17 protein-coding genes and 2 tRNA genes are annotated in these 19,019 nt (G+C 66.0%); 7 read left to right on the forward strand and 12 right to left on the reverse strand.

The features are described from left to right. Window positions 1-53: 53 nt before the first annotated feature. The 8 genes from clpP to AAFN89_RS01375 form a co-directional block, all read right to left on the reverse strand. Window positions 54-686: an ATP-dependent Clp endopeptidase proteolytic subunit ClpP gene (clpP, locus tag AAFN89_RS01340; protein WP_347535103.1), complete on the reverse strand. Its 633-nt coding sequence runs from the start codon at window positions 684-686 to the stop codon at window positions 54-56. A gap of 54 nt (window positions 687-740) precedes the next feature. Continuing rightward, complete coding sequence (tig, locus tag AAFN89_RS01345) at window positions 741-2,264, reverse strand: trigger factor (RefSeq protein WP_347535106.1); 1,524 nt, start codon at window positions 2,262-2,264, stop codon at window positions 741-743. A 115-nt stretch (window positions 2,265-2,379) separates the two neighbouring features. After that, window positions 2,380-2,464, reverse strand: a tRNA-Leu gene (locus tag AAFN89_RS01350). A gap of 155 nt (window positions 2,465-2,619) precedes the next feature. Beyond that, complete coding sequence (locus AAFN89_RS01355; protein ID WP_347535108.1) at window positions 2,620-3,114, reverse strand: hypothetical protein; 495 nt, start codon at window positions 3,112-3,114, stop codon at window positions 2,620-2,622. A gap of 85 nt (window positions 3,115-3,199) precedes the next feature. After that, a complete protein-coding gene (locus AAFN89_RS01360) occupies window positions 3,200-3,349 on the reverse strand; it encodes a hypothetical protein (RefSeq protein WP_347535110.1) in 150 nt (49 codons plus the stop codon). A gap of 159 nt (window positions 3,350-3,508) precedes the next feature. After that, window positions 3,509-4,999: an NAD(P)H-hydrate dehydratase gene (locus AAFN89_RS01365; protein ID WP_347535112.1), complete on the reverse strand. Its 1,491-nt coding sequence runs from the start codon at window positions 4,997-4,999 to the stop codon at window positions 3,509-3,511. Between the two features lie 4 nt (window positions 5,000-5,003). Next, a complete protein-coding gene (locus AAFN89_RS01370; protein ID WP_347535114.1) occupies window positions 5,004-5,771 on the reverse strand; it encodes an aldolase/citrate lyase family protein in 768 nt (255 codons plus the stop codon). Window positions 5,772-5,850: 79 nt separating this feature from the next. After that, a tRNA-His gene (locus AAFN89_RS01375) sits at window positions 5,851-5,926 on the reverse strand. A gap of 299 nt (window positions 5,927-6,225) precedes the next feature. On the opposite strand from AAFN89_RS01375, the gene AAFN89_RS01380 reads away from it, so the two are divergent. Together AAFN89_RS01380 and glnA are read left to right on the forward strand one after the other, a co-directional pair. Next, on the forward strand, window positions 6,226-6,564 hold the full coding sequence (locus tag AAFN89_RS01380) for a P-II family nitrogen regulator (protein ID WP_347535513.1): 339 nt from the start codon (window positions 6,226-6,228) through the stop codon (window positions 6,562-6,564). A gap of 60 nt (window positions 6,565-6,624) precedes the next feature. Beyond that, the gene (gene glnA, locus AAFN89_RS01385; RefSeq protein WP_347535116.1) at window positions 6,625-8,037 is read left to right on the forward strand and encodes a type I glutamate--ammonia ligase; all 1,413 of its coding nucleotides are present in this window, start codon (window positions 6,625-6,627) and stop codon (window positions 8,035-8,037) included. 90 nt (window positions 8,038-8,127) lie between these two features. Here the strand turns inward: glnA and AAFN89_RS01390 are convergent, their stop codons facing one another. Both AAFN89_RS01390 and AAFN89_RS01395 read right to left on the reverse strand, forming a co-directional pair. Beyond that, window positions 8,128-8,307 carry a hypothetical protein gene (locus tag AAFN89_RS01390; RefSeq protein ID WP_347535118.1) on the reverse strand — a complete coding sequence of 60 codons (180 nt, stop codon included), beginning with the start codon at window positions 8,305-8,307 and terminating at the stop codon, window positions 8,128-8,130. 415 nt (window positions 8,308-8,722) lie between these two features. Beyond that, complete coding sequence (locus AAFN89_RS01395; protein WP_347535120.1) at window positions 8,723-9,103, reverse strand: acyl-CoA thioesterase; 381 nt, start codon at window positions 9,101-9,103, stop codon at window positions 8,723-8,725. 116 nt (window positions 9,104-9,219) lie between these two features. Here AAFN89_RS01395 and parE point away from each other — a divergent pair, with 116 nt between their 5' ends. Together parE and AAFN89_RS01405 are read left to right on the forward strand one after the other, a co-directional pair. Next, window positions 9,220-11,202, forward strand: coding sequence for a DNA topoisomerase IV subunit B (parE, locus tag AAFN89_RS01400; RefSeq protein ID WP_347535122.1), 1,983 nt, complete (start codon window positions 9,220-9,222; stop codon window positions 11,200-11,202). A 119-nt stretch (window positions 11,203-11,321) separates the two neighbouring features. Next, the gene (locus tag AAFN89_RS01405) at window positions 11,322-11,888 is read left to right on the forward strand and encodes a hypothetical protein (RefSeq protein WP_347535124.1); all 567 of its coding nucleotides are present in this window, start codon (window positions 11,322-11,324) and stop codon (window positions 11,886-11,888) included. Window positions 11,889-11,899: 11 nt separating this feature from the next. Here AAFN89_RS01405 and AAFN89_RS01410 read toward each other — a convergent pair whose 3' ends face one another. Continuing rightward, window positions 11,900-12,604: an alpha/beta fold hydrolase gene (locus tag AAFN89_RS01410; RefSeq protein ID WP_347535126.1), complete on the reverse strand. Its 705-nt coding sequence runs from the start codon at window positions 12,602-12,604 to the stop codon at window positions 11,900-11,902. Beyond that, complete coding sequence (locus tag AAFN89_RS01415) at window positions 12,601-13,143, reverse strand: isochorismatase family protein (protein WP_347535128.1); 543 nt, start codon at window positions 13,141-13,143, stop codon at window positions 12,601-12,603. Before AAFN89_RS01415 ends, AAFN89_RS01410 begins: the two co-directional genes overlap by 4 nt. 138 nt (window positions 13,144-13,281) lie before the next feature. Here AAFN89_RS01415 and AAFN89_RS01420 point away from each other — a divergent pair, with 138 nt between their 5' ends. The 3 genes from AAFN89_RS01420 to AAFN89_RS01430 all read left to right on the forward strand — a co-directional run bounded on the left by AAFN89_RS01420 (window position 13,282) and on the right by AAFN89_RS01430 (window position 18,995). Continuing rightward, window positions 13,282-14,673, forward strand: coding sequence for a DEAD/DEAH box helicase (locus tag AAFN89_RS01420; RefSeq protein WP_347535130.1), 1,392 nt, complete (start codon window positions 13,282-13,284; stop codon window positions 14,671-14,673). 212 nt (window positions 14,674-14,885) lie between these two features. After that, complete coding sequence (gene lptD, locus AAFN89_RS01425) at window positions 14,886-17,123, forward strand: LPS assembly protein LptD (protein WP_347535132.1); 2,238 nt, start codon at window positions 14,886-14,888, stop codon at window positions 17,121-17,123. A gap of 18 nt (window positions 17,124-17,141) precedes the next feature. After that, window positions 17,142-18,995, forward strand: coding sequence for an SLC13 family permease (locus AAFN89_RS01430; RefSeq protein WP_347535134.1), 1,854 nt, complete (start codon window positions 17,142-17,144; stop codon window positions 18,993-18,995). The last annotated feature ends 24 nt before the right edge of the window (window positions 18,996-19,019 follow it).

Here is a 19,019-nt window from a genome sequence, read left to right on the forward strand (position 1 = left end):
ACCTACTCATTCAACATGAGTGTCACAGAGCGATCAACATTTAGTTAACCGCGTTAGTTGGACAAGCCCTTATCGTCGGCGGCCCGCTTATCCACGACATGGTCGACAAGGCCGAAGGCCTGGGCCTCCTCCGCCGACATGTAGCGGTCGCGCTCCATCGATTCCTCGATCGCCGTCAGCGTCTGGCCGGTATGCTGCACGTAGATCTCGTTCAGCCGCTGCCGGATCTTCAGGATCTCGCGCGCCTGGATGTCGATGTCCGCCGCCTGCCCCTGCGCGCCGCCGGAGGGCTGGTGGACCATCACCCGGCTGTTCGGCAGGGTGTAGCGCTTGCCGGCCGCGCCGCCGGCCAGCAGCAGCGATCCCATGCTGGCGGCCTGGCCGATACACATCGTCGACACGTCGGGCTTGATGTACTGCATCGTGTCATAGACCGCGAGACCCGACGACACCACGCCGCCCGGCGAGTTGATGTAGAAGGAGATGTCCTTGTTCGGGTTCTCCGATTCCAGGAACAGGAGCTGCGCGCAGATCAGGCTGCCCACGGCGTCGTTGACCGGGCCGATCAGGAAGATGATCCGCTCCTTCAGCAGCCGGGAGTAGATGTCGTAGGCGCGCTCGCCCCGATTGGTCTGTTCGACGACCATCGGCACGAGAGCGTTCATGCGGGTTTCGAACTCGTTCATCGTCGTCCTCGGTTGGAACTCGAAAGCCGGCGGCTTCCCTCGCCGCCGCCGGCGTCAGTCGGCCTTCTTCGCGGCCGGCTTCTTGGCCTTGGCGGCCGTCTTCTTCGCGGGCTTCTCCCCCGCATCCTTCTCGGCGTCCTTCTTCTCGGACGCGGCGGCCTCCTTCTTCGCCGCCGGCTTCTTGGCGGCGGCCTTCTTGGCCTTCGGCTTCTCCTCCGAAGCCTCTTCCTCGTCCGGGTCGCGCATCAGCTCTTCCGGCGATACGGTCCGCTCCGACACCTTGGCCTGGTCGACGATGAAGTCCACCACCTTGTCCTCCAGGATCGGCGCGCGCAGGCTGTCGACCGCCTGCGGGTTCTTCTGGAAGAACTCCAGCACCTGCCGCTCCTGGCCCGGATAGCGCCGCGCCTCGGCGATCATCGCCCGGTTCAGCTCTTCCTGGGTGATCTGTACGTCGTTGCGCCGCCCGACCTCCGACAGCAGCAGCCCCAGCCGGACCCGCCGCTCCGCGATCTTGCGATAGTCGGCCCGCAGTTCCTCCTCGGGCTTGTCCAGGTCCGGATCATGCTCGTGATGGTGGTCGGGATCGTCCTTGGTCTCCAGATGGTGCTGCCGCGCCGCCTCGATCTGCTTCCAGATGGCGTCGAACTCCATATCGACCATGCCGGCCGGCACGTCGAAGGATTCGGTCTCGGCAAGCTGGTCGAGAAGCTGGCGCTTCAGCCGCTGGCGGCTGTGCTGCTCGAACTGGCCTTCGGCCTGCCGGCGCAGCGCGTCCTTCAGCCCGTCCAGATTCTCGAAGCCCATGACCTTGCCCAGCTCGTCGTCGAGCGCGCTCTCCGCGGCCTCGCGGACTTCCTTGACCTGGATCTCGAACACCGCGTCCTTGCCGGCGACATCCTTGGCCGGATAGGCCTCCGGGAAGGTCAGGTTCAGCGTCTTGCTCTCGCCCGGCTTGACGCCGACCAGCCCTTCCTCGAAGCCGGGGATCAGGCGGTTGGAGCCCAGCTCCAGCTCGAAATCGCTGCCGGCCATCTCCGGCTTCTTCACGCCGTCGACGGAGCCCTCGAAATCGATCAGCACCTGGTCGCCATTCTTGGCGGCGCGGGCCTTCTTGACCGGCGTGAAGCGCTTCTGCTGCTCGGCCAGCTTCTTCAGCCCCTCATCGACGGCCGAATCGTCGACTTCGGCCTTCAGCCGCTCCAGCTTCAGCATCGAATAGTCCGACGGCTCCACCTCAGGCAGGATCTCCACCGCCATGGTGAATTCCAGGTCCTTGCCCTCGTCGAAGGAGGTGATCTCGATCTTCGGCTGCAGCGCCGGGCGCAGGCCGCGATCGGTCATCGTGGTCTGGGAGGTCTCGTTGACCGTGCCTTCCAGCACCTCGCCCATCACCGACTTGCCATAGCGCTGGCGCAGGATGCCCATCGGCACCTTGCCCGGCCGGAAGCCCGGCAGGCGGACCTGACCGCCAAGCTGGGTCAGCCGGTCGGTCACCCGCTGGTCGATGTCGGCGGCGGGGACCACCACCTTGAATTCGCGACGGAGGCCTTCGGTGCTGGTTTCGGTGACTTGCATCTGAGCGTTGCCTATTTCATCTGCGGCCCGGCGGACCGGGGTGATCCCTGTCGGTCGATGCCGGCTCGCCGCGCGGTCGGGGGAAGAAGCCATGCCAGAGGGGCATGTGAGGCGCTGGTGCGGGCGGAGGGACTTGAACCCCCACGACTTTCGCCACTGGAACCTAAATCCAGCGCGTCTACCAGTTCCGCCACGCCCGCTCGACGCGCTCCTTCTCCCGCCGGCGCGAAGCCAGCGGAAACGGTCGGCGCGAGATGTTGCCCGGCCGCCCGAAGCGGGGTCTATAGCACAGGATTTTTCAGCCGCGATAGGATAAATCCGGCAAATCCGCCGTCGGTTTCAGCGCCCCGTTCGTTCAGGAGACAACCCGGCTTTCAGCCGCAACCCCGGCATGCCCGACCAGGGCCTCCGCCTTCTCCGACAGTCGGCACCCCTTCTCCCGAAGATGGAGGATCGCCTGCCGCGCCACGTCGCGGTTGGCCGTATTCCCGATGAAGCTCGCGATCGAATCCGTGAACTCCAGCACGACGTTCCTCGTGCCGAACGTTTCCCGATAGTCGACCCGTTCCACGGCGGCATATTCTTTCCGCCGGCGCTGGATCACCCGGCATTCCACATGGTCGGGGTGCAGGACCAGAAGCGGCCAGATGCTGTTATGCGACCAGGAGAACCAGGCCACGCCCTTCCAGCCGCTGAACGCCGCCTTCAAGGGTATTCTCAGCCCTCCGCCCTCCTGCCGGATGACGGCTGATTTCGCGGCCGAGGATTTCCGCCAGATGATGAAGGCGGCCAGGCCCGCGATCGGCAGGGCCAGGCTGAACATCACGACCCGGAAGATTTCTTCATTCATCGGCGAGCGTCCGGCGCAACCTGAAGATGACCGATAATGCCCGAACACGCCTCGGAAAGAAAGTTTCTTTCCGATTTCTAGTCGCTCACGCGCTCATCCGCTCGGGGAAAAGCTGCCGGAAGGCCGCCAGCGACAGGGTCCGTTCGTCGGTCTCCGGCAGCGCCCTGCCCTGCCTCACGATCTGCAATCGGAAGCGGACATGGGGGATGCCGGTCCGGTCCGGCCAGACCGACATGATCTCTGCGATCTCAGCGGTCTTGCTGGGCCTTATGCGACGAAACACATCCCCCACATCAACCGTCTCAGGGGGCGTACGCCAACCGAACATCTTCGAACTCACTTCAGGTTTTGCGCCCTCTGCCGGCGCTGGGAAATTCTCTAGAGGCAAGGGATTCTACGACGCCCCGCCGCGTCCTGTCGATCCGCCCAGCGCGCGCAGCGTGTCCGGGATCATCCCCGGGATGTCCTCGGCGATCAGCCCGGGACCGAACCCGGCCGCCGCCGCGCCATGGACCCAGACGGCCCCGGCCGCGGCCTCGAAGGCCGACATCCCCTGGGCGATCAGCCCCGCGATCATGCCGGCCAGCACATCGCCCGCGCCGGCGGTCGCCAGCGTCGGCGGCGCGTTGGCGTTGATGACGGCGCGCCCATCCGGCGCCGCCACCACCGTATCCGCTCCCTTCAGCAGCACGACCGCCCCCGCCCGCTCCGCCGCCGCGCGCGCAATTCCCACCTTGTCGCCGCCTGCAAGGTCGGGGATCAGCCGCGCGAACTCTCCCTCATGGGGCGTCAGCACGCATTCCGCCGTCAGCCGTCCGAACAGCGGTGCGGGGTCGCCGGCGAAGCTGGTCAGAGCGTCGGCATCCAGCACGAGCCTCCGCCGGGCCTCCAGCGCCGCGATCACGAGTCCGCGCGTTTCCGCTCCGACGCCCGCGCCGGGGCCGACAAGGACCGCCGTCACTCGCTCGTCGCCCATGAGAGCCCGCCAGTCGCCGAGCGTCCGGACGATCGCCCCCGGCTCCATCGCCGCCGCGTAGACAGGCCAGACCTGCTCCGGCACGGCCAAGGTCGCCATGCCCGCGCCGATGCGCCGCGCCGCCATGACCGAAAGCCGCGCCGCGCCGGTCATCCGCGCCCCGCCCAGCACGACCGCATGGCCGCGCCGGAACTTGTGGGCGTCCGCCGCCGGGGCCGGCAGCCAGTTCAGCCATAGCGGCGGCGCGTTCTCGAACAGCGCCGGCGGCGCTTCCTCCAGCGCATCGTCCGGTATGCCGATGTCGGCCAGCACGATCTCCCCGCACAGGCCGCGCCCCGGCAGCAGCAGGTGCCCCGGCTTCTTCCGGAAGAAGGTCACCGTCAGCCCGGCCGCAAGCGCGGCGGGATCGGCAGCCCCGCTGTCGCCGTCGACGCCGCTCGGCATGTCGACCGCGACCACGGGCGTTCCCGCCGCCGCAACGCGCCTCCGCATCGCCTCGGCCGGCCCTTCAAGCGGGCGGGAGAGGCCCGCGCCGAACAGCGCGTCGATCGCCAGCCCCGCCTCCTCGGGCCGCGCATCCTCCAGCCGAATCGTCTCGCCCTCCCACCGGGCCGCCGCCAGTGCGGCATCGCCCTTGAGCCGCGACGGGTCGCCCAGCAGCGCCACGGTCACCGGCCAGGCCCGCTCCGCCAGCAGCCGCGCCGCGACGAACCCGTCGCCGCCATTGTTGCCGGGACCGCAGAGCACCAGCACCGGCCGCCGCGTCCAGCGTTTCGCGACGGCGTCCGCGACCGCTTTCCCCGCCGCCTCCATCAGGTCGATGCCGGCAGTTCCCCGGTCGATCGCCCAACGGTCGGCCCGCCGCATCCGGTCCACGGTCAGCAGGTGGAGGCGATGGCCGGCTTCCATGACGTTAGCCCCTGAAGGCGTCCACCTCCGCGGCGGCGCCTCCTCTCAGCAATCCCAGATCGGCGCTGGCCACCACGAAATCGACGCCCGCCGCCGCCATCGCCGCCGGGTCGCGGCCCAGCGACGGCAGGCTGCCCAGCCATTTTCCGGTGGTCTTGATCCGCTTTTCCGCATCCAGGATCGCGCCCCTGATCTCCGGATGGTCGAATTCCCGCAGCCGGCCCAGGCTGCCCGACAGATCGTTGGGGCCGATGAACAGCATGTCGATTCCGTCGACCGCCGCGATCGATTCGATGTTGGCGAAGCCCTCCGCCGTCTCGATCTGGACAATGATCAGAAGCTCTTCCTCCGCCTCCGCCTCATAGCGCGCGACCGCGTTCCCGTAGTCGGCGGCCCGCGCGATCGTATAGGCAACGCCCCGCCGGCCGCGCGGCGGATAGCGGCAGGCCGCCACCGCCTCCTCGGCCTCCCCGGCCGTCGAGATGGAAGGAATCATGACTCCCTCGACGCCGATATCCAGCGCCCTCTTGAGATAGATCGGGTCATTCCAGGGCACCCGCATCAGCCCGGTCGTCGGCGTGCCTGAGATGGCCTGAAGGCAGGCGATGGCGTCGGGAAAGGTGCCGGGCCCGTGCTCATGGTCCAGCATGATCGCGTCATATCCGCTGAGCGCGACCACCTCCGATATCACCGGATTGCCCGTGGTCAGCCAGCAGCCCAGGCCGGCGCGCCCGTTCTTCAGGCGGTCTTTCAGCGCGTTGCGTCGGAACATGGCGGCGATCTTCCCTTTTCTCTCTATGGAGCCGGGAAGAAGACCTAGCCCGGATGGGCGGATCGGGAGAAGGGGAAACTGGGGCGACCGATGGGACTTGAACCCACGACAACTCGGACCACAACCGAGGGCTCTACCAACTGAGCTACGGCCGCCGCAGAGGCTCGGCTGTGCGGATCGCATGGCCGAACGGGACGGTGATATGAACCATCGCGGCGGCGACGTCAAGCAGATGGGAACGTGACGGTTGAATAGGCGGAATGCCCAAAAAACAGGCGGATATTCTGCCCAATTCCTGGGCTGCCCGACTTAGGGGTGGGCGGCGTCCCCGCCCTTCGCTAGGCTTCCGGTGAGCGATTTGCTTCTGGCATGGCGCATGCTTTGGTGACGGGCAGTGCGGAGTGCCGGAACGACATCGACGGCCAGATCCTGACGGGAAAAGCGGCGCATGCCCATGAAGAAAGTCGAAGCGATCATAAAGCCCTTCAAGCTCGACGAGGTGAAGGAGGCCCTTCACGATGTCGGCATCAAGGGCATCACGGTGACCGAGGCCAAGGGCTTCGGCCGCCAGAAGGGGCATACGGAGCTCTATCGCGGCGCGGAATACGTGGTCGACTTCCTCCCCAAGGTGAAGGTCGAGGTGATCATGGAGGACAGCCTGGTCGAACGCGCGATCGAGGCGATCCAGCAGGCCGCCCAGACCGGCCGCATCGGCGATGGCAAGATCTTCATCTCGCCGATCGAGGAGGTGGTCCGCATCCGCACCGGCGAAAAGGGCGCCGACGCGGTCTAGCCCCTTTCCTCGCCCTCAAATCTCATCCGATCCACCAGAAGCCTGACAGGAAGCAAGAATATGGCTGACGATCTCTCCAAGGTCTTGGAAATGATCAAGGAGAACGACGTTAAGTACGTCGATTTCCGGTTCACCGACCCGCGCGGCAAGTGGCAGCACACCGCCCAGCATGTCGACACGATCGACGAGGAATCCCTGACCGAGGGCATCATGTTCGACGGCTCCTCCATCGCCGGATGGAAGGAGATCAACGAATCCGACATGTCGCTGGTCCCGGACCTGGCGACCGCCGTCATGGACCCCTTCTCCGCCCAGCCGCAGCTCATCCTGTTCTGCGACGTGAACGAGCCCTCGACCGGCCAGGCCTATGAGCGCGACCCGCGTTCGATCGCCAAGAAGGCCGAGATGCACATGGCGTCGCTCGGCATCGGCGACACCGCCTTCTTCGGGCCGGAGGCGGAGTTCTTCGTGTTCGACGACGTGCGCTACGAACAGGGCATGCATCGCGGCTTCTATTATCTCGATGGCGAGGAACTGCCCGGAAACTCCGGCCGCGAATACGCCGAAGGCAATATGGGCCACCGCCCCTATATCAAGGGCGGCTACTTCCCGATCCCGCCGGTCGACAGCGGTTCCGACCTGCGGGCGGAGATGCTGACCACGATGGGCGAGATGGGCCTGCCGGTCGAAAAGCACCACCATGAGGTCGCCCCGGCCCAGCATGAGCTCGGCACCAAGTTCGACACGCTGGTGCGGACCGCAGACTACATGCAGGTCTACAAATACTGCGTCCACATGGTCGCCCACGCCTACGGCAAGACCGCGACCTTCATGCCGAAGCCGGTCAAGGGCGACAACGGCTCGGGCATGCATGTCCACCAGTCGATCTGGAAGGACGGCCAGCCGACCTTCGGCGGCTCGGGCTACGCCGACCTGTCGGAAACCGCGCTCTACTATATCGGCGGCATCATCAAGCACGCCAAGGCGCTGAACGCCTTCACCAACCCGTCGACCAACAGCTACAAGCGGCTGGTCCCGGGCTTCGAGGCGCCGGTGCTGCTGGCCTACTCGGCGCGCAACCGCTCGGCCTCCTGCCGCATCCCCTACGCCACCAGCCCGAAGGCCAAGCGGGTCGAGGTCCGGTTCCCCGATCCGACGGCGAACCCCTACCTCGCCTTCGCCGCCATGTTGATGGCCGGCCTGGACGGCATCCAGAACAAGATCCATCCGGGCGACCCGATGGACAAGAACCTCTACGACCTGCCGCCCGACGAGCTGAAGGACATCCCGACCGTCTGCGGCAGCCTCCGCCAGGCGATCGACGCCCTGGAAGCCGACCACGACTTCCTGACCAGGGGCGACGTGTTCTCCAAGGATATGCTGGAAGGCTACATGCGGCTGAAATGGGAGGAGGTCTACGCCTTCGAACAGACCCCCCACCCGATCGAGTTCCAGATGTACTACTCGTCCTGATCCCGCCCCGGCCCCGACTATGGTAGGCCGGACATGAAAAAGCCCCGCGTCGATATCCTCGGCGCGGGGCTTTTTCGTTCGGAAACGATTTCAGGCGGCGAGCGGCGCCGGACGGGTCGCGGGGCGGCGGGCGCGGACCCTGGCGATCAGGTGCCTTATATCCTCCTTGGCGACTCCGTCGCGGCGCAGCAACGGCTCCACAACCGGATCGTCCAGCAGGTCGTTCAGGAGGCTGTTCAGGGACTGGGCTGGGGCATCAACGGCGGTCATCGGGTACTCCCTCTTGATCGTTGGCGCCTTATCGCACGGCCGGCATTGCGGCCTCGTGACGGCTTCATGGTCATTTAGAGACAAACCGCCCCGCCCCGCCGGTGACGGCGATCACCATCAAACCGCTTGACGGCTTCGTTCTCTTTATGTTCTTGTTCACAGCATAGAACGAAGGAGGAACAAATGACCCAGTGGCAGGCCTTCCGCGAACTGATGACGCTTCTGCTGTTCTTCGGCGCGATCTACGTCGTCACCCTGATCGGCCACGGCTACGGGCTTTGAGTCTCGAAGGCGACAACCCCCCTCACCCTCCCGTCCGCTTCGCAACCGGGTCCCTCCCTCTCCCCAAAGGGGCGAGGGTAAGTTGGTAGCCCTCGCCCCTTCGGGGAGAGGGTTGGGTGAGGGGCTTTGGTTGTTATCCCTTCGGCACCGGCCGGGGCTTCCGGTCCTCGTCGATCGCGACATAGGTGACCATGCCCTCGGTCACCTTGATCAACTCGTGCTCCGCGCGGCGCGTCGCGTAGGTCTCGACCTTGACCCGGATGGAGGTGTTGCCGATGCGCTCGATCTCCGCGTAGCAGCTCACCAGGTCGCCGACCATGACCGGCGCCAGGAAGGACATGGCGTCGATGGCGATGGTGGCGACGCGGCCGTCGGCCTGGTCATAGGCGAGGACGCTGCCCGCGAGGTCCATCTGGGCCAGCAGCCAGCCGCCGAAGATGTCGCCGTTCGGGTTGGCGTCGGCGGGCATGGCGATCGTCCTGAGCGTCAGTTGACCGGACGGGTGTTCAGGCATATCAACCTCTGTTCCGCGAGACATAAGTTCGGAATACCACCACATTTTGTGGTCGGTGACAAATCGCTCACAGCATATCCTTGCCCCCTCCGCAACGCGATCATTATAATCCAGCCATGGACGATCTGTTCGACACCTCCGCCGCCGCCAAGGCCGAGCGCTATACCGCCCACGACATCGAGGTGCTGGAAGGGCTGGAGCCGGTGCGCCGCCGGCCCGGCATGTATATCGGCGGCACCGACGACCGCGCGCTGCACCATCTGGTCGCGGAGGTGCTGGACAATTCGATGGACGAAGCCGTCGCCGGCCATGCCAGCTGGATCGAGCTGTCCCTGACGGCGGAGGGCGCGGTGACGATCCGCGACAATGGGCGCGGCATACCGGTGGAGGAGCATCCGAAGTTCCCCGGCAAGTCGGCGCTGGAGGTCATCCTCACCACGCTCCATTCCGGCGGCAAGTTCTCCAACAAGGTCTACGCCACCTCCGGCGGCCTGCATGGCGTCGGCCTCTCGGTGGTCAATGCGCTATCCGACGATTTCGTGGTGGAGGTCGCGCGCGACCGCCGGCTGTGGTCGCAGCGCTACCGGCGCGGCGCGCCCCAGACGACGCTGCAGGATGGCGGGGCGGTGCATAACCGGCGCGGCACCTCGATCAGCTTCCACCCCGATCCGGAGATATTCGGCGTCGACGCCGTCTTCCGGCCGGAACGGCTCTACCGGATGGCCCGGTCCAAGGCCTATTTGTTCCGGGGCGTCGAAATCCGCTGGAGCTGCGCCGAGGAGCTGCTGAAGGAGGATGGCCCCACCCCCTCCTCCGCCACGCTGCATTTTCCGGGCGGCCTGCTCGACTACCTGACGGCGACGCTGGCCGACCGCCCCGGCCTCACCGCCGCTCCCTTCGCCGGCCAGGTCGACTTCCCCGACGGCGCCGGCAAGGTGGAATGGGCGATCGCCTGGCCGGAGGATGAGGAAGGCTTCTCAAGTTCCTATTGCAACACGGTTCCCACCCCGCAGGGTGGCACCCATGAGAGCGGGCTGCGCGGCGGGCTGATGCGCGGCCTCAAGGCTTATGGCGAACTTGTTGGCAACAAACGGGCTTCCGCCATCACCGCCGACGATGTCTCGGGCGGCGCGGCCATGCTCGTGTCGGTGTTCATCCGCAATCCGCAATTCCAGGGCCAGACCAAGGAAAGGCTGGCGACGCCGGAGGCTTCGCGTCTGGTCGAGAATGCGGTGAAGGATCATTTCGATCATTGGCTGGCGGGCGACCCTGCGACGGCGAGCGCGGTGCTGGACCGGATGATCGAGCGGGCGGAGGAACGTGCCCGCAAGCGGCTGGCGAAGGATCAGGCGCGCAAGACCGCGACCCGCCGCGTCCGGCTGCCCGGCAAGCTGTCCGATTGCTCCCGCACCGCCGCCGGCGGCACGGAGATCTTCCTGGTCGAGGGCGATTCCGCCGGCGGCTCCGCCAAATCCGCGCGGCAACGCGAAACTCAGGCGATCCTGCCCCTGCGCGGCAAGATCCTCAACGTCGCCAACGCCTCGGCCGACAAGCTGGCCGGCAATCAGGAGATCGCGGACCTGACGCTCGCGCTCGGCTGCGGCACGCGCGGCCAGTATGACGAAAACAAGCTGCGCTACGAGCGGGTCATCATCATGACCGACGCCGACGTTGACGGCGCGCACATCGCCTCGCTTCTGATGACCTTCTTCTATCGGGAGATGCGCGGCCTGATCGAGGACGGCCATCTCTATCTGGCCCAGCCGCCGCTCTACCGGCTCCAACATGGCGGAACCACGGTCTACGCCCGCGACGACGCCCATAAGGATGAGCTGATGCGGACGGTTTTCGTCGGCAAGACGAAGATAGAGATCAGCCGCTTCAAGGGCTTGGGCGAAATGCCTCCGGCACAACTCAAGGAAACGACCATGGACCCGGCGCGCCGGACGCTATGGCGGGTGGAGATTCCGGAGCACAGCGACCCCGAAAGCGCGGCGGAGACGGCGAACCTTGTCGAAAGGCTGATGGGCCGGAAGCCGGAACTGCGCCTCCGCTTCATCCAGGAGAACGCGCAGAAGGCCCACGATCTGGACGTCTGACCCATTTCGGGGCAGTACAAGCCAACAAAAGCCGACAAAAGCCTACATCAGAAATTTTTTCGCCGCCGCCCGCGACGGCGTTATCCTTGCCGTCGGGTTCTTCACGGCGGGAGACGAAGATGCTTCGTACCGGTCTGATATTGCTGCTGGCGCTGGGCCTCGCCGCCTGCGACAGCCGCTACCGGCGCAACTACATCTCGCCACTCTATGACGCGCCCCGCGTCGGCTACGCGATCGGCGGACGGGATCTGCGGGTGGATGTGCTGGGCAACCCGTTCGGCGAGCCGCAGGATGATTTCATCCGCAGTGTGACGGCCGCCATGCAGGGCCACGCCCCCGGCCGCTACGTCAACTTCACCGCCACGCCGGGGGAGACAGCACGCTCGCTCTACCGCGTGGTGGTCGCCTTCAACACCGCCATGCCCGTCGTGGTCAGCGATCTCTGCGGCCCGCCGCCGGAAACCGTCCCCGCCGCCCGCCCGCTGGAGGTTCGGATGGCCTTCTGCGAGGGCGGCCGCGCCCTCTCCACCGCGCGGGGAACGCTGGAGGCGGCCGAAGGCTCCGCCTCGCCGGAATTCCGTGCCCTCATCGGCGGCATGACGCGGTCGCTGCTGCCCCGCGACAATCCCGACGATTGGGATGACGAACGGTCGAACGTCTGCGATTTCGTGCCCTTGTCCTGTTAGGTGTCCTGCAACTAGGACCGTTCCAGCCAGTCCCGCAGCGCCCGGTTCGTCTCCTCCGGCCGCTCCAGCGTCGAGAGATGACCGCAATCCTCCACGATCTTCAGCCGGGCGCCGGGAATGCCGGCGGCCAGTTCCTCCGCCAGTTCGACCGGCGTCAGCGCATCCTGACGGCCGCACAGCACCAGCGTCGGGCAGGCGATGGCGGCCAGGTGCGGGCGGCTGTCGGTCCGTCCAAGGATGGCCGTCTGCTGCCTGAGGAAGGCCGCCTGCCCTACCCGCTCGGCCATGTCCATGACGATGCGGGTCAGATTCTCCTCCGACAGCCGGTCGGGGTGCAGCAGCATCGGCAGCAGCCGGGGCGTCACGCCCTTGAACTTGCCCATCTTGGCGAGCGAGATCAGCCCCCGCCGCCGGCGCGCCTGCTCGGCCGTGTCCGGCCGGGCGGAGGTATCCAGCAGCGCCAGCCGCTCCACCCTCTCGGGCGCCTGGCGCATGATCTCCAGCGCCACGTACCCGCCCATGGAGAGGCCGGCGAGCGAGAATCGCGGCGGCGCGGTCTCCAGCGTCCGCCGCGCCATCGCCGCCACGCTGTCGTCGAGCGTCAGGTCGGCGATCCTGACATCGTGCGTTCCTTCCAGCGCCCGGCGCTGGGCCTCCCACAGATCGGCGTCGCACAGCAGGCCCGGCAGCAGGATGACCGTTTCGGCGTTCGTCATTTGACCCAGTTCAGAATGTCCTTGAAGGCCGGCGTGCCGGCGCGCTCCAGCCATTCGTAGACCACCATCTCCGCCGTGACCACATGGATGCCGCAGCCAGCGGCGCGGAGGAATGCCGTCTCCGCATCGACGGCCTTGCGCGATCCGCAGGCGTCCCTGACCAGGAAGGCGTCGTAGCCGGCGGCCTTCAGGTCCAGCGCGGTCTGGAGCGCGCAGATATGCGCCTCCATCCCGCAGATGACGGCTTGTGGACGTTCCAGCCGCTCCACCCTCTTCCGGAACTCCGGGCTGCCCATGGCGGAGAAGCTGATCTTCGACACGATCGGGCCAGTGTCCAGTATGTCTGCCAGTTCCGGCACGGTCGGCCCCAGCCCCTGCGGGTACTGCTCGGCCGCTATCATCGGCACGCCCAGCCGCCGCGCCGCGCACGCCAGCAGGATGGCGCGGCCGACGGCCTCGCGGCCGCCCGCTATCGCCGGGACCAGCCGATCCTGGATATCGACCACTGCCAGGAAGGAGGATGAGACGTCTATGCGCATGGCAGCCCTGAACGATGGTAACATTTCATGAATTGACACAAGCATTTGACTTTATATGCTGCAATCCCAATTGGAGGGGCGTGGTCCGCACGCCCCTGATTTTTTGGATAACTGTTTTTGGGTAAGACTTCGAACGACATGAATTTTACCGATCTTGGGCTGAAACCGGAAATCCTGCGCGCCGTCGAAGATGTCGGCTATACGACGCCGACACCCATTCAGGAGCAGGCCATTCCGCTGGTCCTGCAGGGGCGTGACGTTCTCGGGATCGCCCAGACGGGCACAGGGAAGACCGCCGGCTTCACCCTGCCCATGATCGAGATCCTGTCGAACGGCCGCGCCCGCGCGCGGATGCCCCGGTCGCTGATCCTTGAGCCGACGCGCGAACTGGCAGCCCAGGTCGCCGAGAATTTCGAGCTTTACGGCAAGTACGAGAAGCTGAACTACGCGCTGTTGATCGGCGGGGAAAGCTTCGATGAGCAGATCAAGAAGCTCAACCGCGGGGTCGACGTCCTGATCGCCACGCCGGGCCGGATGCTCGATCTGTTCGAGCGCGGCAAGGTCCTTCTGGCCGACGTCAAGATCCTGGTCATCGACGAAGCCGACCGGATGCTCGACATGGGCTTCATCCCGGATATCGAGCGGATCGTCGGCCTGCTGCCGCCGCTGCGCCAGACCCTCTTCTTCTCCGCGACCATGCCGCCGGAGATCCGCCGGCTGGCCGACGCCTTCCTCAGCAATCCCAAGCAGGTCGCCGTGTCGCCTTCGGCCTCGACGGCCGAGAATGTCGAACAGCACCTCGTCATGACCGATCGCGACGGCAAGCGCGACGTGCTCCGGCGGCTGCTGGAGCAGGAGGCCGTGCGCAATGCGATCGTCTTCTGCAACCGCAAGCGCGACATCAGCACCGTCTGCCGTTCGCTCCAGAAACACGGCTTCAATGTCGGCCAGCTTCATGGCGACCTCGTCCAGTCGCTGCGAACGGAGACGCTGGAGAAGTTCAAGTCCGGGGACATTCGCATCCTCGTCTGCAGCGATGTCGCCGCCCGCGGGCTCGACGTCTCGGAACTGAGCCACGTCTTCAATTTCGACGTGCCGACCCACGCGGAAGATTACGTCCACCGCATCGGCCGCACGGGCCGCGCCGGCCGGTCCGGCCGCGCCTTCACCATCGCCACGCCTGAGGACCGCAAGTTCCTCGACGCGATCGGACGGCTGATCAAGAAGGACATGATCCCCGTCAGCCTGGACGGCGAACCGGAAGCCAAGGCGGAAGCCGCCGACGCCGAAGAGGCTCCGCGCAAGCCCGAGCGCGAACGTCCCCGCCGGTCGGACAGGAAATCCCGCCGCCCGACCGCGTCCGCCGCCCCGCCGGCGGAGAAGGAGCCGGCGCGGCGCGCGGACAATTCCGATCGCCGGCAGTCCCGGTCGGACTCCGACAATGTCGTCGGCCTGGGCGATCATGTGCCGGCCTTCCTGCTGCGGCCGGTACCCAAGACGCCGCCGCGCAAACTGGCGGTAAACGACTGAACTCCCTGTCGCTTTCTGTTGCTTTGCGATCGACATCCCCGCTTCCGTGAGCGGGGCGGGCCGTGTACGGTCTTCCCGAATTTGAATCGGTCGATGTGAAGAATCGCGCTCGGAACCGTGGACGCAGAACCAGCCGGCGAAGCCGCTGACGGAAGCGCCGAGGTCCGATCCCGCGACGGCCGCATCGGGATCGGAACGGCAGAACGCGCTTCATGGCTCCAGATCGTCGCCTCGTATCATCCCTGGTCATCGCTCTTCTCCTGGCAATGCCGGCGAAGGCGCAGGAATCCGAGACGGAGCCGGCGGCGGAGACGGAGGCCACCGACCAGCCGGTGGTGCTCAGCGCCGACGAGGTCGTCTATGACGAGGTGCTGAATCTCGTCGTGGCGTCCGGCGACGTTGAGATCGTCCAGGCCGAGCGCACTCTGAAGGCCGACCGCGTCACCTACAACCAACGGACCGAGGTCGTGACGGCGACCGGCAACGTCGTCCTGGTGGAGCCGGACGGGGAGGTCGTCTTCGCCGATTATGCGGAGCTTGAGGACGATCTGGCTGAAGGCTTCGTCGATAATGTCAGCCTCCTGCTGCTCGACAATTCGCGGATGATCGCGAACAGCGGCGTCCGGCGCCCCGACGGGTCCACGGAGGTCGAGAGAGCGGTCTATTCCCCCTGCGATCTCTGCGAGGAAGACCCGCGCGCCGCCCCCATCTGGCAGATCCGAGCGGTTCGCGTGATCCATGATTCGGAGAACAAGAACGTCATCTATCGCGACGCCTTCTTCGACTTCTTCGGCTTTCCGGTCTTCTACACGCCCTATTTCTCCCACGCCGACCCGACGGTGGAGCGGCGCTCTGGCTTCCTCTTTCCGAGCTTCGGGTCCAACAGCAGCGTCGGCCCCTTCCTCAATTCCTCCTACTACTGGGACATCTCGCCGGAACAGGACGCGACGGCGCGCCTGGGCATCACGCGGGATGCCGGGTTCATCCTGGGCGGGGAATATCGCCGGCGGTTCGAGAACGGCTCCCTGGTGATCGACGGCTCGGTCAACCGCAGCGACCGGACGGAGATCAACGACGCCGGCCAGTCTGTCACGCTGACCGATCGGTGGCGCGGCCACCTCTTCGCCGATGCGCGCTTCGACCTGAACGACCATTGGCGCGCCGGCGCGAATATCAGGCGGGCGTCCGACGACACCTATCTGGAAGTCTTCGACATCTCGGAGGAGGACGTGCTTGAGAGCCGGATCTACGGCGAAGGCTTCTACGGGCTCAGCTACGCGTCGCTGGAGGCGTTCGACTTCCAGGACCTGCGCATCGACGCCATCGAACAGCCGCAGATCGCGCCCTGGCTGAACTACAATTTCGTCGGTCAGCCGGGCTCCGTCATGGGCGGCCACTTCTTCAGCAACGCCAGCGTCATCAACCTGATCCGCGACGGGGAGATCACGGGCTTCCGGGAATTCCCGACCGAAGGTGTGGATACCAAGCGCCTGTCCCTGGAGGCCGGCTGGCAGACCACGAAATACAGCGACATCGGCTTCGTCACCGACTTCACGACATCGGTGCGCGGCGACCTCTACTGGTCGGATGACCTTCCCTCCGACGACGGCAGCGGCGAACTGCGCGACAACGTCTTCGAAGGCAGGCTCTATCCTATGGCGATGGTGACGACGCGCTATCCGATGGTGCGGCAGTACGGCACGTTCCAGCATCTCGTCGAACCCATCGCCGCGCTGACGGTGGCGCCGGAAATCGACGAGCCGGATGATATCCCGAACAATGATTCCGTGGATTTCGAATTCGACGAGATCAACCTGTTCAGCGCCAACCCCTTCCCCGGCATCGACCGCATCGATGACGGGACGCGGGCGACCTACGGCATCAAGACCGGTCTCTATGGTCAGGATGGCGGCTACGGGACCTTCTTCTTCGGCCAGAGCTACCGCTTCACCGAAAGCGACAATCTGCCGGAAGGATCGGGCCTGGACGATGAATGGTCGGATTTCGTCGGCCGACTGACCATCGTCCCGGATGCGCCCGTCGCGCTCGACTACCGTTTCAGGATCGACAATGAATCGTTCGAGGCGCGGCGCCACGAACTGACGGCCTCGGCCGGCCGGCCGATCTTCCGCGCGTCGACGACCTACACCTTCATCGACGGCGTGCCCGACACGGAAACGCCGGAGGACCGCGAAGAAGTGCAGGCGACCGTCTCCTCGCGATTCTCCGACTATTGGACCGCCACCACCGGCATCCGCTACGACATCGCGGAATCCCAAGCGCGGGACATCGGGTTCGGGCTCACCTATTCCGATGAATGCTTCCTCTTCGGCGTCCGCTTCGTCCGGTCCTACACCAGCGACCGCGACCGGGAGGCGGGCGATTCGATCTATTTCACGCTTTCGCTGAAGAATATCGGCGACCTGCCGCTCAGCGGCAGCTTCTTCTAGTCTATTGCCGGCTCATCGATGACGGTCACGCTCGATCCCTCCATCCATATGTGGGTGGTGCTGGCGACGCTGGTCGCTGCCATGATCTCCTATGCCTGGGAGAAGGTGTCGGTCGAGGTCACGTCCCTCTGCCTGCTCGGGTTCCTCATCGTCTGGTTCTCGGTCTTTCCCTATGAAGGGGCCGAAGGAAGGCCGCCGCTGGATGCGGCGGAGCTGCTGAAGGGATTCGCCAACCCTTCGCTGATCGCGGTGCTGGCGCTGCTGGTCATGGGCCAGGCGGTCGTCCAGACCGGCGCGCTGACCAAGCTGACGCGGGTTTTCGTTCGCCTCAGCAAGCATCATCCCACGCTCAGCATAGGCTGCGGCCTGGCCGGCGTCGGCGCCGTGAGCGCATGGCTCAACAACACGCCCGTGGTCGTGATGTTCATCCCCATCATGCAGGCGATCGCCCAGCGCCTGTCGCTGTCGCCCAGCCGGCTGATGATGCCGCTCAGCTTCGCCGCCATCCTGGGCGGCATGACCACCCTTCTCGGCTCCAGCACCAACATGCTGGTGTCTAGCGCGCTGATCGACCTCGGCGAAACGCCGCTGAACATGTTCGACATGACGGCGGTCGGCGTCATCATGGCGGTGGTCGGCATCTGCTATGTGATCTTCATCCTGCCGCACATCCTGCCGACCCGCGCCGACTTCGCCGGATCGCTGAAGGGCGACAGCAAGCAGTTCGTGGCGGAGATCGACATCGTCACCGACAGCGCGCTGGCGGGGCAGCGCCTGACGGCGGGCCACTTCCCTGCCCTGCCCGACGTGACGGTGAAGCTGATCCAGCGGGCCGACCAGATCCTGCTGCCGCCCTTCGGGGACATAGAGCTTCAGGTGGAGGACCTTCTGATCGTCGTCGCCACCCGCGAAGCGCTGGTCGAGGCGATTGCGCGAAACGGCGGTTATCTCCTGTCGGAGGCGGAGAGCCGTCCCGACCCTGACGGCGACGGCAACGGGAAGCCGCCTTCCGAGCGCGCGCTGGCGGAGGTGATGATCACGCCGGCCAGCCGGATGATCGACCAGACGCTGGACACGATCGACTTCCACCGGCGCTTCGGCGCCCAGGTGGTCGGCATCCAGCGGCGGGGGCGCATGGCCCGCCGGCGGCTCGGCTCGGTTCAGTTGGAGGCCGGCGACGTTCTTCTGGTCATCGGTGCGCGGGAGAATGTGGAGCAACTGGCCAACAACCCGGACATCCTGCTGATGACCTGGGCGATCAAGGACCTGCCGAAGCTGGAGAAGTCGGGCCAGGCCGCCTTCATCTTCGGCGCCACCCTATTGGCGGCGTCGACGGGGCTTGTCTCGATCACGGTCGCCGCCTTCGTCGGGGCGACGGCTATGGTGATGACGGGGTGTCTCAACATCCGGCAGGCGGTCCGCGCCGTGGATCGGTCGATCCTGCTGATCGTCGGGGCCACGCTCGCCCTCGGCGCGGCGCTGGAGGCGACGGGCGGCGCGACCTTCATCGCCAACAGCGTACTGGGCAGCATCGCGGGCAACGATCCGGCGCTCAACATGACGCTCCTCTTCCTGGTCGTCGCGTTGATCACCAACGTCTTGAGCAATAATGCCTGCGCGATCCTGTTCACGCCGATCGCCGTCAGCGTGGCCGCGACCACGGGCGTCGACCCGATGGTTATGGCCATCACTGTACTGCTGGGAGCCAACTGCTCCTTCGCCACCCCCATCGGCTATCAGACGAACCTTCTGGTGATGGGCCCCGGCCACTACCGGTTCGGCGATTTCATCCGGGGCGGCCTGCCCCTGACGCTGCTGATGTGGGTCGTTTTCACGATAGCCGCGCCCTGGTATTTCGGCATCGGCTGGTAGGAAGCGGGCGGCGCGGCGAATGTC

The organism is Inquilinus sp. CAU 1745 (assembly GCF_039839375.1).
Lineage (GTDB): Bacteria > Pseudomonadota > Alphaproteobacteria > DSM-16000 > Inquilinaceae > JBDOQU01.